The 13303-nt window shown below is 68.9% G+C and carries 17 protein-coding genes; 6 read left to right on the top strand and 11 right to left on the bottom strand.

What is annotated here, in order from left to right; translation table 11 throughout:
* The first annotated feature begins 6 nt into the window (after window positions 1-6).
* Window positions 7-1071, top strand: coding sequence for a hypothetical protein (locus tag FHY55_RS02195; RefSeq protein ID WP_140012630.1), 1065 nt, complete (start codon window positions 7-9; stop codon window positions 1069-1071).
* A gap of 92 nt (window positions 1072-1163) precedes the next feature.
* Here the strand turns inward: FHY55_RS02195 and FHY55_RS02190 are convergent, their stop codons facing one another.
* The 8 genes from FHY55_RS02190 to FHY55_RS02155 all read right to left on the bottom strand — a co-directional run bounded on the left by FHY55_RS02190 (window position 1164) and on the right by FHY55_RS02155 (window position 8011).
* A complete protein-coding gene (locus FHY55_RS02190) occupies window positions 1164-1778 on the bottom strand; it encodes a cysteine hydrolase family protein (RefSeq protein WP_140012629.1) in 615 nt (204 codons plus the stop codon).
* Window positions 1779-1948: 170 nt separating this feature from the next.
* Window positions 1949-3112, bottom strand: coding sequence for an aminoacetone oxidase family FAD-binding enzyme (locus tag FHY55_RS02185; protein ID WP_140012628.1), 1164 nt, complete (start codon window positions 3110-3112; stop codon window positions 1949-1951).
* 62 nt (window positions 3113-3174) lie between these two features.
* Window positions 3175-3798, bottom strand: a complete 624-nt coding sequence (locus tag FHY55_RS02180) for a GNAT family N-acetyltransferase (RefSeq protein WP_140012627.1) — start codon at window positions 3796-3798, stop codon at window positions 3175-3177.
* Window positions 3798-5555: a bifunctional molybdopterin-guanine dinucleotide biosynthesis adaptor protein MobB/molybdopterin molybdotransferase MoeA gene (locus tag FHY55_RS02175; RefSeq protein WP_140012626.1), complete on the bottom strand. Its 1758-nt coding sequence runs from the start codon at window positions 5553-5555 to the stop codon at window positions 3798-3800. Before FHY55_RS02175 ends, FHY55_RS02180 begins: the two co-directional genes overlap by 1 nt.
* Window positions 5552-6142 (bottom strand): molybdenum cofactor guanylyltransferase MobA, encoded by a 591-nt coding sequence (gene mobA / locus FHY55_RS02170; RefSeq protein ID WP_140012625.1) that lies wholly within the window; start codon window positions 6140-6142, stop codon window positions 5552-5554. Before mobA ends, FHY55_RS02175 begins: the two co-directional genes overlap by 4 nt.
* Window positions 6139-6672, bottom strand: coding sequence for a hypothetical protein (locus tag FHY55_RS02165; protein WP_140012624.1), 534 nt, complete (start codon window positions 6670-6672; stop codon window positions 6139-6141). Before FHY55_RS02165 ends, mobA begins: the two co-directional genes overlap by 4 nt.
* Window positions 6669-7187, bottom strand: a complete 519-nt coding sequence (locus FHY55_RS02160; RefSeq protein WP_140012623.1) for a hypothetical protein — start codon at window positions 7185-7187, stop codon at window positions 6669-6671. The genes FHY55_RS02165 and FHY55_RS02160 overlap by 4 nt, the downstream gene beginning before the upstream one ends.
* Entirely contained in the window at window positions 7184-8011 is an 828-nt protein-coding gene (locus FHY55_RS02155) for a formate dehydrogenase accessory sulfurtransferase FdhD (RefSeq protein ID WP_140012622.1), read from the bottom strand. Before FHY55_RS02155 ends, FHY55_RS02160 begins: the two co-directional genes overlap by 4 nt.
* A gap of 48 nt (window positions 8012-8059) precedes the next feature.
* On the opposite strand from FHY55_RS02155, the gene FHY55_RS02150 reads away from it, so the two are divergent.
* Window positions 8060-8770 (top strand): AzlC family ABC transporter permease, encoded by a 711-nt coding sequence (locus tag FHY55_RS02150; protein WP_140012621.1) that lies wholly within the window; start codon window positions 8060-8062, stop codon window positions 8768-8770.
* Window positions 8770-9093 (top strand): AzlD domain-containing protein, encoded by a 324-nt coding sequence (locus FHY55_RS02145; protein ID WP_140012620.1) that lies wholly within the window; start codon window positions 8770-8772, stop codon window positions 9091-9093. The genes FHY55_RS02150 and FHY55_RS02145 overlap by 1 nt, the downstream gene beginning before the upstream one ends.
* On the opposite strand, the gene FHY55_RS02140 is transcribed toward FHY55_RS02145, so the two are convergent.
* From FHY55_RS02140 to FHY55_RS02130, 3 genes are all read right to left on the bottom strand, one after another.
* Window positions 9090-9695, bottom strand: coding sequence for a hypothetical protein (locus FHY55_RS02140; protein ID WP_140012619.1), 606 nt, complete (start codon window positions 9693-9695; stop codon window positions 9090-9092). The genes FHY55_RS02145 and FHY55_RS02140 overlap by 4 nt on opposite strands.
* A gap of 50 nt (window positions 9696-9745) precedes the next feature.
* On the bottom strand, window positions 9746-9880 hold the full coding sequence (locus FHY55_RS02135) for an aa3-type cytochrome c oxidase subunit IV (protein WP_140012618.1): 135 nt from the start codon (window positions 9878-9880) through the stop codon (window positions 9746-9748).
* Between the two features lie 92 nt (window positions 9881-9972).
* A complete protein-coding gene (locus FHY55_RS02130) occupies window positions 9973-10458 on the bottom strand; it encodes a hypothetical protein (RefSeq protein WP_140012617.1) in 486 nt (161 codons plus the stop codon).
* Window positions 10459-10677: 219 nt separating this feature from the next.
* Between FHY55_RS02130 and FHY55_RS02125 the strand changes: the two genes are divergently transcribed.
* The 3 genes from FHY55_RS02125 to lpxK are packed head-to-tail and all read left to right on the top strand — an operon-like array spanning window position 10678 to window position 13163.
* Entirely contained in the window at window positions 10678-10920 is a 243-nt protein-coding gene (locus FHY55_RS02125; protein ID WP_140012616.1) for a DUF4170 domain-containing protein, read from the top strand.
* Window positions 10921-10956: 36 nt separating this feature from the next.
* Entirely contained in the window at window positions 10957-12183 is a 1227-nt protein-coding gene (locus tag FHY55_RS02120; RefSeq protein ID WP_140012615.1) for a hypothetical protein, read from the top strand.
* Window positions 12183-13163, top strand: a complete 981-nt coding sequence (gene lpxK, locus FHY55_RS02115; RefSeq protein ID WP_140012614.1) for a tetraacyldisaccharide 4'-kinase — start codon at window positions 12183-12185, stop codon at window positions 13161-13163. Before FHY55_RS02120 ends, lpxK begins: the two co-directional genes overlap by 1 nt.
* Window positions 13164-13303: the final 140 nt, after the last annotated feature.

Raw genomic sequence — 13303 nt, 5'->3', positions numbered from 1 at the left:
GCAGGGGTGAGCGACGCCGAGGAATCCACCAGCACGACGCATCCCCCGATGCGCCCTGCCCCCATGCCGTTGCGCTCTGCGCAGGGCGCGCACGAGGCCGGCGGCGGCTTCGGCTCGGGTGAGGTCATCGGGCTGGGGCTTACCCTGCTCTGGGGCCTGATGGTCGGCGGCTTCTTCCTGCTCGTGCCCGAGGGCGACGGCGCGTTTGACCCGATCACTTTCGTCATGGTGCTCTTTGCCATCTTCATGCCCGTCGCCCTGATCTGGATCGGCGTTGCGGCAGCCAAAAGCTCGCGGATCATGCGCGAAGAGAGCGCGCGCCTGCGGGCGGCGGTGGATGCCCTGCGCTCCAGCTACGTGACCCAATCGCAGGGCGGTGCCTCCGAAGGGCGCAGCTCGCCCATCGAACGCAAGCTCGAAGAGCTGGTGACAGCGCAGCGCAACGCCGAGGCCGCGCTGGCCCGCATCGCCTCCCGCGCAGGCCTTGCCGCCGAGGTGCCCCTGCCCGGCAAACCCGCCCTGTCCCGCCCCGAGCCCGCCGCAGAGGCAGAGGCCCAGCCAACATTCGATCTTGGCACCCCCGCCACAAGCAGCGGCGATCCGATTTCGGTCGAAGAGTTCACCCGCGCGCTGAACTTTCCCGAAAACGAGAAGGACAAGGCCGGTTTCGCCGCGCTCCGCAAAGCCCTGCGGGAGCCAAAGATCTCCGGCCTCGTGCACTCCGCGCAAGATGTGCTCACCCTGCTCTCCGAAGACGGCATCTATATGGATGACCTCTCCCCGGCCCCCGCCCGGCCCGCCGTCTGGCGCCGGTTCGGCAAGGGCCTGCGCGGCGAGGCCATCGCGGGCATGGATGGCGTGCGCGACCGCAGCTGCCTCGCCCTGACCGCAGGCCGCATGCGCGCCGACCCGATCTTCCGCGACGCGGTGCACCACTTCCTGCGCAAGTTCGACCAAACCTTCGCCGCCTTCGCCGAAACCGCCTCCGACACCGAGATCATCGCCGTGAGCGAAACCCGCACCGCCCGCGCTTTCATGCTGCTTGGCAAGGTCTCGGGCACGTTTGACTGAGCCGCGATCGGGGGCCGCAAGCCCAAACCTCACAATAAAAAGCGCAGGGCAGCCCTCGCCGCCCCGCGCCCCGTGCAACTGCGTAGCAGCCCTCAAGCTGCCTCGGTGGCCATCTCCCAGTCGGCCACAACCTCCTGCGCGGTCCTGAACTGCCGCGCCTCGTCGATGGCATAATAGGTCCGGTAATACTCCAGCCCACCCTCGTGTGCCTCCGGGGTAAAGGCTTCCAGAGCGTCAGTGATCCACACCAGATCGTACCCACGCTGAAAGGCATCGCCCGAGGTGTGGCGGCAGCAACAATCGGTGTGCAGCCCGGTCATGTAGATCGTATCGATCCCATGCGCCTGCAACTGCGCCTCAAGGTCAGAGCTCAGAAAGCCGCTGTAGGTCGTCTTGGGCAGCACCAGGTCTCCCGCTTCCGGGCCAAGCTCCGGCAGGATCTCCGCCCATTTGGTGCCCGCCATCGAATGCGGCGGCCACTTGCGCAGCTCGATATCCTCAGGCGTATGCGCATCGGTCGAGAATATCACCGTCACACCCGCCTTCCGCGCCGCCTCCACAACCGCCTTGAGCCGGGGCACGATCGCGGCGGCCCGCGCCCGGTAATCGGCGCCCCCCGCATCTGCGATAAACCCGCCCTCTTCCACGAAGTCCCTCGCCATATCCACCAGGATCACCGCGCTTTTCTTCGGATTGATGGTCGTCATCGTCTCTCCAGTGCTGTTGCCCGTGGCCCGTGCCACGGTTCCGCGCGGACCCTACTGCCGTGGCCGCCGGAGCAAAAGCAGCTTTCCCCTAGGTAAGGAGGCTATCCGCAGTAGGCCTGGACTCGTCCCGACTCTGCCCACCACATCCAAACAGGGCCGATAGCGCCCGCCTAGCTCGCGGCCACCGCCTGCCCCGCCGCCACGCCACTCGCCCAGGCCCACTGAAAGTTGTAACCCCCCAGCCAGCCGGTCACATCCACCGCCTCGCCGATGAAATGGAGCCCCGGCACCGCCTTGGCCTCCATCGTCTTGCTCGAAAGTTCGGCGGTCGAAACCCCGCCCGCTGTCACCTCGGCCTTGGCGTAGCCCTCCGTTCCATCGGGATAGAATGTCAAACCCTCCAGCACATCCGCCGCCCGCGCCAGCTCTGCATCCGGCGCGTTGCCCATCTCGGTGGCAAAGCCGATCCGCTCCGCCAGTGCCTCCGCCAGACGCGCGGGCAGGTGCTCGGAGAGCGCTGCCTTCAACCCCGCCCTCGGGGCCTTGGCCCGCGCCGCCTTCAGCCGCTCCAGCGCGCCCGGGAGCACGTTCAGCCGCACCGCCTCGCCCTCGCGCCAATAGCTCGACACCTGCAAGATCGCCGGGCCGGACAGCCCGCGATGGGTAAACAGCGTGGCCTCCTCAAACGAGACGCCCCCCGCCATTGCCACCGAGGGCACGGCAACGCCCGAGATGGTGGTAAAGAGCTTATCCGCCTCGGGCAGGGTGAAGGGCACCAGCGCCGGGCGCGGCGTCACCACCTCCAGCCCAAACTGCCGGGCAATCTCATAGGCCCGCCCGGTTGCCCCCATCTTCGGAATCGACGGACCACCCGTCGCCACAATCAGCCGGGGCGCCCGCTCTCCCGCCACGGTGAACATGCCATCACCATGCCGCACCGCGGTCGCGCTCACGCCGAGCCGGGTTTCCACCCCGCCCTCGGCGCATTCCGCCTCCAGCATCGCCACGATCTGCCGCGCCGAGCCATCGCAAAACAGCTGCCCCAGCGTCTTTTCATGCCAGGCAATCCCGTGCCGCTGCACCAGATCAAGAAAATCCCACTGCGTGTAGCGGCTCAGTGCCGACTTAGCGAAATGCGGGTTTTCGGAAAGGAAGCACCCCGGCTCGATGCCCATATTGGTAAAGTTGCAGCGCCCTCCGCCCGAGATCAAAATCTTCTTCCCGGCCTTCTCCGCATGGTCCAGCAGCAGCACCCGCGCCCCGGCCTGCCCCGCCGTGGCCGCGGCCATCAGCCCCGCACCACCGGCCCCCAATATGATGACGTCATAGCTCATGCCGCTGCTCTAAACCGCCCGCAGGCTGGGCGAAACCCACCACCCGAGCCACTCTTCGGCATTCATCGCAGCTGCGAAGAGGGGTCGACAGGCCCCGATGAGCCGTCCGCCCCCGCGCGTGCCACCATCGTGGTGGCCCGGCTGAACCCGAGCAGCGGCGCAAGCAGCCCTGCCCGCACCTCGCCCCGCGCTTCAAACCCGTTCCGCTCATAAAGCGCCCGCGCCCGCTCGTTGCCCTCCACCACATCCAGCCGCACCTCGCCGCAGCCCCGGGCGGCGGCCTCCGCCTTGATCGCGCCAATCAGCGCGGTCCCCACGCCGCGCCCCCGCGCTGCCTCGGCCACAAAGATCCCATCCATAAGCAACTGCCCGGGCACCATGTCCCGCTCGAACAACTCCAGCAACGGCCCGCGCCACGCCGCGCCCAGCCAGCCGTAGTGCCGCGCCATATCCGCCATCGTCCCGGCCATAAACCCGCCGCCCGGCACCTTGAACCCGGCCACGCCCAGCAACTGCCCGCCGTCCACAGCCGAAAGCGAATACCCCGGCTGTATGATCTCGCCGATAAACGCCAGCGCCTTGCGCTCCGGCCATAGAATGCGCCCCAGCTTGCCCCGGAACGCACCCCAAAAGAGCCGCGCCACCTCGGCACGGTGCGCCTCGTCAAACCCGGCGCGGATTTCCATCACAGCCCGAGCGCCGCATAGGGGATGAAACGCACCGCATCGCCCCGCTTCACCTCCAGCGCCCCGTCCTGCAGCTCCACCAGCCCCTCGGCCCAGCTGAGCCCGCTGATCCGGCCCGAGCCTTCCGAGGCAAACACCTCCACCCCCTCCGGACCCATCCGCGCCCGCAAAAACTCCCGCCGCCCCGGCTTCTTGCGCTTTTCGAAGGCCGCAGGCACCTCAAAGCCCTCTGGCTCCAGCCACTGCCCCCCTGCCAGCACCTCCAGCGCGGGCCGGGCAAACAGCGCCGCGCACACCAGCGCCGCCACCGGGTTGCCCGGCAGGCCAAACAAGGGCACCCCGCCCCAGCGGCCCAGCGCCAGCGGGCGGCCCGGCTTGAGGGCGATGCGCCATGCGGTCAGGTCGCCCTCCTCCCGCAGCAGCGCCGAAAGGTGGTCTTCCTCCCCTGCCGAGGCTCCGCCCGAGGTCAGGATCACATCCACGCCCGCGCCGTCCAGCGCCGCCCGCAGCGCGGCCCTGTCGTCGCCCACCCGGCCAAGGTCCACCGCCGCATGGCCCCAGCCACTGATCATCGAAAGCAGCATCGGCCGGTTCGCGTCATAGGTCTGATGCGCCGCCGCCTCTGCCGTGCCCGGCTCCACAATCTCATCGCCGGTCGAGAGCACGCCCACCCGCAACGCCTTGCGCACCTGCACCTCAGCCAGCCCGGTCGCCGCCATCAGCGCCACATCCGGCGCCCTCAGCCTGTGGCCCGCCCGCAGCAGCGCCGCGCCCGCCTTCACATCCTCACCCGCCTTCCGGGTGTTGGCGCGCGGCTTTGGTGCGCCGCGAAAGGCAATCTGCCCGCCCGTCTCGGTCACGTCTTCCTGAAGCACCACCGTATCCACGCCCTCCGGCAGCAGCGCCCCGGTCAGTATGCGCAGCGCCCGCCCCGGCGGAACCGCGCCGCCAAAGGGCACCCCCGCAGCCGCCCGCCCGGGCTCGATCGGCAAGGCAATCATGCCATCTGCCTCTGCCGCAGGCAGGCTTGCATGGGCAAACCCCCAGCCATCCACCGCCGCGTTGGCCCCCGGCGGATTGCTCCGCACCGCCGCCACATCCTCCGCCAGCACGCGCCCGCAGGCCGTCGCCACGGCAACGGTCTCCCGCCCCACAGCCGTTGCAAGGCTGCCCCTGAGCCGCGCCTGCGCCTCGTCCACCGGCACCCAATCGACCCCCGCAGGCAGGGCAAAGCAATCATCCCGCAGGGCCGGGCGTGTCTCGCCGCCCTTCGCGCCAAGCCCGACCTGCGCCAAAACGAAATCCGCAATCGCCCCGGTGTCATCAAGGTCGAACACCGGCACGCCCACCTCCACCGGCACATCGCTGGCCACGGCCACAATCCCGCTGTCCTCCCGCGCCAGCAGCCCCGCGCCGGTCTCGCCGCGATGCGCCTCGATCCGCGCATGGCCCTCGCGCTTGTAGCCCTCCACCAGCACCAGATCGACCGGCCCCAGCTTGCCCAGCAGGTCGCCCAACTCCGGCGCAGGCCCCTCATGCAACAGCGCCCAGCGCGCCCCGCTCGCCACCAGCACCTCCCGCGCCCCCGCCATCCGGTGCCGGTGCGAATCCTTGCCCGGCTGGTCGAGGTCAAACGCATGATGCGCATGCTTGACCGTGCTCACGCTGAAGCCCCGCGCGGTGATCTCGGCCACCAGCCGCTCCATCAGCCCGGTCTTGCCGGAGTTCTTCCAGCCGACGACGCCAAACACCTTCACAGCATCAACTCCGCCCGCGCCAGATCTTCCGGCGTGTTCACGTTGAAGAAGGCGTCGGATGAGACAAAGACAACCTCGCGCCCGTCATGCCGCTCGGTCCAATGCACCACCTTGCGCAAACCGCCCTCCAGCGCGGCCCGCAGGTCATCTCGCAGCGCAACCGGCCAAAGCCCGAAGGTCGGCTGCCGCCGCACCCGCCCCGCCTCGCGCACGGCGGCCAGCACGGGCGAAGAGCCGGCCCCACCGGCGATGAGCCCCTCCACCAGATCGCGCGGAAAAAACGGCGTATCCGCCGCCGCGCTCACCACATGGCTCGCGCCCTCGCCCGCCGCCCAATCCATCCCGGCCAGCACCCCCGCCAGCGGCCCGGCAAAGCCCTCTACCGTATCCGCCACCACTGGCAGGCCAAACCCGTCAAACCGCGCCGGATCGCCATTGGCATTGAGGCACATCGCCTCCACCTGCGGCCCCAGCCGGCCAATCACCCGGTTCAGCAGCCGCACCCCGCCAAGCTCCAGCAACCCCTTGTCACCGCCGCCCATCCGCGTCGCCTGCCCGCCCGCAAGGATCACGCCCACCACCTTCATGCCGTCCTCCACGCCTCCAGCCGCGTGCGAAAGTCCTTTGGCGTCATCCCGTCCGGCAAGGCCGCGTCCGGCACCAGCAGCATCGACGGGCCCGCCTGCAACGCGGTGCCGCCCTTCAAGGCGAAGATATCCGCGATGATCGCCCAATCCGCCCGCACCTCGCTGATCGCGGTAACAATCCGATACCCCTCGGGCGAAAACGTCATCTCCCACGGCCCCAACCGCGCCTGATGCGCCTCCCAGCGCGTGCGCAACTGCGCCCAGTTCGCACGGCCCTTCAAGGCGACGATGCCGAAACACAGGTAGAAGCCGACGAAAAAGCCTACAATCGTGGCAAGGCCGATCCATCGCGCCAGCCAATCGGCACCAAGGGCAAAGGCGATGCCCGCCGCCACGGCCACGGCAAGAATAACGGCAAAAGGCCGCCACCCCGGCCGCCGCGATGGTGTCTTGCGCAGGCTCGCCCGCATGCTCTCACGCGCCAGCGGCCACTCGGGGCTGAACCTGAGAGTGATCGCAGCCTCGCTCATGCCCCGCCCCTCCAGCTGTCCAGCTGCGTGCGGAACACCTCGGCGCTCATCCCCTCCGGCAGGGCCGCGTCGGGCACCGCCAGTACCGCCGCGCCAAGCCGCATCGCCGTGCCACCCGAAACCGGGTAGATCTCGTCCACCCCGGCCCAATTGATGTGGCTCTCGATAAGGCCCGAACGCAGGTCCAATCCCCCCGGCCCCGCCGTGCCGGTCACCTCGCCCTCGCGCGTCGCATAGCTGGTGAGCTGGGCCGCAAGCCCCCGTTGCCGCTGCGCCCCGACAAGCCACCACAGCAGAATGCAAAGCGCGAACCCAAGGAACACCAGCAGCATCCCGCCCGCATCCAAGCTCCAGACCGAGGCCGAGAAGAGCGCAAGACCCGCAACCAAGGCCCCCACGCCAAACCCCACGGCAGACCACCACCGCTGCGTGGCGCGGTCCTTCGGGCTCCCGGCCATGGCCCGCAGGATCAGCGCCGCGTCGGCGCGGTAGCGCAAGCTGATGTCTTCATTCATTCCGGCCACTCCAGCCGCTCTTCGCCCGAGAGGCACATAAACCGCTCGCCGCGCATGCGCCCGATCAGCGTCAGCCCCACCTGCCGCGCAATCTCCACGCCCCATGCGGTAAATCCCGAGCGGCTCACCAGCACCGGAATGCCCATGATCGCGCATTTGATAACCATTTCGCTCGTCAGCCGCCCGGTGGTGTAAAGCACCTTGTTCCCGGCCTTGGCGCTCTCACGCAGCATCCAGCCCGCCACCTTGTCCACCGCATTGTGGCGGCCCACGTCCTCCATATAAACCAGCGGGCGCGCCCCCTCGCAGAGCACCGTGCCGTGGATCGCGCCCGCTTCGAGATAAAGCGAAGGCGTGGTGTTGATCTCCTTGGCAAGCGTGTAAAGGTCGGCCACGCGCACCCGCGCCTCCGGCAGGGTCAGCCCCTCCAACCCCTCCATCATGTCGCCAAAAACAGTGCCAACCGCGCAGCCGCTGGTGCGCACCTTCTTGCTCAGCTTCGCCTCATAGTCGGTCTCGCGGGCCGTGCGCACCACCACCACGCCCAGCTCACCGTCATAATCCACCCGCTCCAGTTCACCGCGCTTCAGCATCCCCTGATTGGCGAGGAATCCCACCGCCAGAAGCTCCGGATGGTCGCCAATCGTCATCGCGGTCACGATCTCTGTGCGGTTGAGGTAGATGGTCAGCGGGCGCTCCTCCACCACCTGCATCTCCACCTCGCGGCCCTCATGGTCGCGGCCAACCACACGGCGGGTCAGCCCCTCCGCCCCGATGTCAGGAGCCACCAGGTAATTACTTGACGCGCTCAAGTTTGCTGCCATCCTCTCCCCCCAAACGGGCCACCTCGCGGCCCATGCTAGAGGCCCCCGATGCCATCCACCACACCGAAAAAAGCCTATGCCTCCGGCATCCGCGCCGGGCTGCCCTTCCTCATCGTGGTGGTGCCCTTCGGCGCGATCTTCGGGGTGATCGGCATGGAAGCCGGGCTCAACATCGCCGAGGTCATGGCCTTCACCGTTCTGGTCATCGCAGGCGGGGCGCAGATCACCGCGCTGCAACTGATGCAAGACAACGCGCCCACCATCATCGTGCTGGCCACGGCACTGGCGGTGAATGCCCGGATGGCCATGTATTCCGCCTCCATGGCGCCCCACATCGGCACCGCGCCGCTCTGGCAAAGGGCACTCATCAGCTACCTGCTGGTGGATCAAAGCTACGCCGCCTCGGTGCTGAAGTATGAAGAAAAGCCGCAGTGGGACGTGCGTACCAAGGTCGCCTACTTCCTCGGCACCATCACCCCCGTCGCGCCAATGTGGTATCTCGGCACGCTGGCCGGGGCGCTGGCGGGCACGGCGATCCCCGAGAGCTGGTCACTCGACGTTGCGGTGCCGCTGGCCTTCCTCGCCATCGTCGCGCCGGGCCTGCGCACCCCCGCGCATATCGCCGCCGCCTTCGTGGCGCTGGTCGCCTCGCTCCTGCTGGCCTGGATGCCGTTTTCCACCGGCGTCATCGCCGCGGGGATGCTCGGCATGATCGCCGGGGCCGAAGTAGAGCGCGCCATGGGCCGGAGGGCTGCCTGATGGACAGCTACCCAATCTGGCTCATCATCGCCGCGCTGGCGCTCGGCACCTTCCTCATCCGGTTTTCCTTCATCGGCCTCACCGGCAACCGCCCCCTGCCCGAAGGCCTGCTGCGCTACCTGCGCTACACCCCGGTTGCAGTGCTCCCCGCCCTCGTCGCCCCCATGCTCGCTTGGCCCGCCGCCACCGATGGCGTCACCGACGCGCCCCGCCTGCTGGCCGCACTGGCCACCGTGCTGGTAGGCTGGCGCAGCAAATCCCTGCTCTTCGCCATCCTCGCTGGTCTGGTGGTGTTTTACGGCGCACAGGCCGCCGGGCTCTAACGAAAGAACTCCGGATTGGGCGTCACGTAACCGCGCTCTTCCTCTTCCGGATCGCGGAACACCTCGGTCTTCACCCCCGGCGTCTTGGCAAAAGCCTCCATCGCCTGCTTCGGATACCACGTCTGCTTCACATGGCCGAAGCCGGGCAGCTGTTGCAGGATCGCCGTGGTCGACCGGGCACAATGCGCCTTCTTCACCGCCCCGTTGTTCTGCACCAGCGCCAGCGCCCGCTGCGCCACTTCCGGGCTGACGCGCACCTCCTGGGTAATCACCCGCCACTCGGGCCGCGCGTGGTAGTCGATGTAGAAGGCCATCACCCGCGGATTGGCACCAATCACCACGTCGTTGCGCTCTGGCACCTGCGGAGTCTTGAAGCTGCCCGCCGGGTCAAAGATCACCCGCTCGCTGCCGTTGACAATAAGGCCCGTATGCCCGCCCGCGCCGGTGTCGTTGTTGATGACGGTGACAAGCGTAAGCGATGGCGGCGCGGCATGGCTGTATCGCGCCCGCGCCACCTCGGAGTCAGGCGCCCACACAGGCTCCGCCGCCCCGCAGGCCGCCAGAATCAGCGGCAACAGGATCGCCAAATAAATCCGCTTCATGAAGTCCGGTCTCCAACCCCGCCTATACGCAGGGCGAGTTTACCCGCTCGTCAGCCGTTGACCAGAGCGAGGAACACCAGAAAGGCAAGGATCAGGATCACCGACCATTTGACGAAGTTCATGAAGCCCTCAAACGTGGCTTGCTGAACGCTGGTATCCATCTCGCCATGCTTGTGCTCGGCCATGGGTCTCTCCCGAAAATCTGTCCTGCCCCGCCAATAGCGCAAATTGGCCGCCGGGGTAAAGACAGGGCGTGGCGGGCAAATCGGCGCAGGGCCTAAAGCATCGCCGCGGCCACCCGCACCGTCACATCGCGCACCCCCTCCGCCGCCATCGCCTCATCGGTCAGCAAAAACCGGTAGCTGCGGGTATGCGCCACCTCCCGCGCCCGCGCCGCCACCACCTCCCACGGCAGGATCACGGCGCGCTCCACCTGCCACGCATGGCCAAAGATCACCGCCGCAAGGTCATCGAAGGGCCGCGCATCAAGGTCTCTCAACGCGCCAAGCTGCCGGTCAGACCGCGCCCGATGCCTCCGCAGCCCCTTGATCTGCACCCGCCGAAACGCGCCATCCACCGCGTCATAGCCCGCCCGCGAATTGGCCGTCAGCTGCCAGCCCATCGCCCGCGAAAAGAGATATTCCGCCAAATCGCCCGTCGGGCTGTTGGCACTGCGCGATACACCCCGCCGCCCCAACTCGTCCCCGATCCCGGCCAGCAGCGCCATCAACTCGGCCAGGGGCATGCCCCGAAGGTCATCCATCGCACCCGCTCCATTTTCTTGCTCCAAATATTCCCCGCCGGAGGCCCAAAATCAAATCTTGCTCCCCCGCCCCATGCGCTTTGGCCCGCAGCGGCAGGCGCGGGCGGGGCACAGCGGGGCGGGTGGGTGGGCGCGTGCCCCGCCCGCCTCAACCCTTCTTCAACCCCGGCAGGGAATCCTCTACCCTCCCCGCAACACACCCAAACCCCGGAGCCCTACATGACCCAGCGCCTGCACCTCGTCTTTGGCGGCGAGCTGATCGACCCCTCCAAAAGCGCCTTCAAGGATGTCGACGCCATCGATATCGTCGGCATGTTCCCCGATTACGCCTCCGCCTTCGACGCCTGGAAAGCCGCCGCCCAGCGCACCGTCGATAACGCCCACATGCGCTACTACATCGCCCACATCCACCGGCTGCGCGACGAAGAGGCCGAGGCCTCTCCCACCGAGGAACTGGGCTGATCGCCGCCCGCCGCCCCGGCAGGCCGTGACCCGTTTATGAGTCGTTTCCCGCTCTCCCGCGCCTTCGCCGGGCTCACCGGGCGCAACCGTCCGGAGCCCGGGGCGCTGGCCGACTCGCCGGCCCCCAACCGGCCCGCCGGGCCGCTGGTGTGGGTGCACACCGCCGATGGTGCCGATGGTGATGCAGAAGATACCCTGCGCGAGCTGGCCATCGACCTTGGCGAGCAGCATCCGGTGACCCTGCTGGTCACCGGCAGCGGCCCGGGCGGCACTTTAGAGCTGGACGAGGCCACGCTGCTCTACCGGCCCACCCCCGGCACCAGCCGCGCCGAAATGCGCGGCTTTCTTGCGCATTGGCGGCCCGACGCAGCGCTCTGGCTCGGCCCGCCCCGGCCCGGCGCCCTGCTCTCGGCCCAATCCGCCGCCTGCCCGACAACCCTCATCGCGCAAAGCGAGGCAACACTGGCCGGGGCCGAGCGGTCCTCCCGCGCCGCCCTCCGCCTCGTTACCGAACTCTGGGCAAGCGATGTCGCCACCGTCCGCGCCGCCCGCGCGGCGGGGGTGGGGGTGTCGCGCATCCGCCTGTCGGGGCCGCTCTTCGCCCCGCCCAGCCCGCCGCCCTGCATCGAGAGTGACCGCGAAGAGCTGGCAGAGCGCCTTGCCGCAAGGCCGATCTGGCTCGCTGCCCGCCCGCTTGCGGGCGAGTTGCCCCATGTGCTGGCGGCCCACCGCGCCGCGCTCGCCATCGCCCACCGCGCCGTGCTCCTGCTCATGCCCGGTGCCGATTGCCCCGATGACAGCGCCCTTGCCGAACGGCTCGCTGCCGAAGGCTTCGCCACCGCCAGCCGGGCGCAGGGCCAAGAGCCCGCCGACACCACCGAAATCTACATCACAGACCGCGACGCCCCGGAAGAAGACGGGCTCTGGTTTCGCCTCGCCCCGGTCTGCTTTCTCGGCGGCACCTTCACGCCGGGTGGGCCGGTGCAAAGCGCGGCGCCTGCGGCCGCCCTCGGCTCGGCCATCTGCTTTGGCCCCTCTGGCGGGGCGGAGAGCGCCAACATGGCCCGCCTCACCGGGGCCGGAGCGGCGCGTGCCCTTGCGAGCGGGGCCACCCTGCCCGGCGCGGTCTCCGAGCTGCTGGCCCCCGATCGCGCCGCCGAGCTCGCCGCCGCCGCATGGAGCGAGATGTCCGAAGGGGCCGAGGTGATCGCCCGGCTCGCCACCCATCTGGCCACCCAGCTCGATGCACAGGGGGCCCATTGATGCGCGCGCCGCTCTACTGGTTCACCCCGCCGCAGGCGCCCGCGTGGCAGGCCCGCGCGCTGGCACCCCTCGGCGCGCTCTACGCCCGCGCCACCGCCCGCCGCGTCGCCCGCCCCGGCTACCGCGCCTCCGTGCCGGTGATCTGCGTCGGCAACATCAACGCCGGCGGTACCGGCAAAACCCCCACCGTGATCGCCCTCGCCCAGCGCATCCCCGGCGTCCACGTCGTCTCGCGCGGCCACGGCGGCGCGCTGGAAGGCCCGGTGCAGGTCGAGGAGCGTAAGCACAAGGCCGCAGAAGTTGGCGACGAGCCGCTGCTCACCGCCGCCTTCGCGCCCACATGGGTCGCCAAGGACCGCGCCGCCGGGGTCAGGGCCGCCGAGGCCGCTGGGGCCACCGCCGTGATCCTCGACGACGGCTTCCAGAACCCCTCGGTGGTCAAAGACCTGTCGCTGGTGGTGGTCGACGCGCACCGTGGCTTCGGCAATGGCCGCTGCCTGCCGGCCGGCCCCCTGCGCGAGCCGGTTGCTGCCGGAATGTCTAGGGCCAGCCTCCTGCTCTCCATCGGCCCGGAGACCGCGCAACAGAAGTTCGCCACCGATTGGGGCGCGGCCATCACCGTGCCCCACCTCACCGGCCACCTCGCCCCGCTGGAAACAGGGATGGATTGGCTGGGCTTGCCCACCCTCGCCTTCGCCGGGATCGGCCACCCCGAAAAGTTCTTCGCCACCCTGCGCGGGCTCGGGGCCGATCTGAAGCGCGGCGAGGCGCTGGACGACCACCAGCCGCTGACCCCCGCGCTGATGGCCCGGCTCGAACTGGAGGCCACCACCCTCGGCGCCCAATTGGTGACCACCGAAAAAGACGCCGTCCGCCTGCCCGCCGACTTCCGCGCCAAGGTGCTCACCCTGCCCGTGCGCCTTGAGGTTGCCGACTGGTCCCCGCTGGAGCACGCACTGGCCGGGCTTTCGCTCGGGTGACCCCCGTCACCATCGAACGCCGCATTGATTAATGGCCGTGGCTGCAGAATCGTATGCATGGGATGTGCATAGGTTGTGCATCACATGTTGCCCCCATCTCTCCGCCGTTAACCCCTATGGGTTAACACAAGGCCCGCAGC

Origin of the sequence: Oceanicola sp. D3, from assembly GCF_006351965.1 — a bacterium.
GTDB lineage: Bacteria > Pseudomonadota > Alphaproteobacteria > Rhodobacterales > Rhodobacteraceae > Vannielia.
Note: the sequence above shows the minus strand (reverse complement) of the source record. Positions and strands in the feature narration are given on the sequence as shown.